General features: G+C 64.2%; 1 protein-coding gene. It reads left to right on the forward strand.

Translation table 11 applies throughout. The annotated features are described in order from the left end of the window. Window positions 1-71: 71 nt before the first annotated feature. A protein-coding gene (locus CS1GBM4_RS00005; protein ID WP_244606981.1) for an IS5 family transposase occupies window positions 72-838 on the forward strand; the annotation gives its coding sequence in 2 pieces (ribosomal slippage) (window positions 72-381 and window positions 381-838; 768 coding nt in all). The last annotated feature ends 1 nt before the right edge of the window (window position 839 follow it).

Here is an 839-nt window from a genome sequence, read left to right on the forward strand (position 1 = left end):
CTAGGTTCTGAACCCATAAAGGTTGCCGCCGCTGGTCTTGGCTGATTCAACGTCTCCGTCAGGAGGCTTTGATGGCGCGATACGATCTGAGCGAAGCGGAGTGGCGGCTGATCGAGCCGCTGCTGCCGAACAAGCCGCGCGGGGTGGCCCGGGTGGACGATCGGCGGGGGATCAACGGCATCTTCTATGTGCTTCGGACAGGCTCGCCTTGGCGCGACCTGCCGAGCCGTTATGGCCCGCACACGACGGTCTATAACCGCTTCAACCGTTGGGCCAAGGCCGGCGTCTGGCTCAGGGTGTTCGAGGCTCTGGCGGCCGGATCGCCAGGCTCGATGCACCTGATCGATAGTTCCATCATCCGCGCCCATCAGCATGCCGCCGGTGGAAAAAAGGGGGGCCGGATCACGCCATCGGCCGTTCTCGTGGAGGACTGAGCACCAAGATCAACGCCTTGGTCGACCAGGACGGGCTGCCGCTGCGGATTGTGCTGTCAGCGGGCCAGGCTTCCGACAAGGCCGCCGTCGAAGCCCTGATCGATGGCCTGAAGCCGGCCCAGGCTCTCGTCGCCGATCGCGGCTACGATGCTCGCGCCGTCATCGATCTCGTCGCCGCGCGGGGTGGCTGCGCCCACATCCCGACGCAGAAGGACCGCAAGGTCCAGCGCTCGATCGATCCTACGCTCTACCGCCAGCGCAACCTCATCGAGCGATACTTCTGCAAGCTCAAGCACTTCCGGCGCGTCGCGACCCGCTTCGACAAGCTCGCCAGAAACTTCCTCGCAGCTGTCACCCTCGCATCAACCCGACTCTGGCTCAGGGCTTATGAGTCCAGAACCTAGA

This window comes from Allobosea sp. CS1GBMeth4 (assembly GCF_900185715.1).
Taxonomy (GTDB): domain Bacteria; phylum Pseudomonadota; class Alphaproteobacteria; order Rhizobiales; family Beijerinckiaceae; genus Allobosea.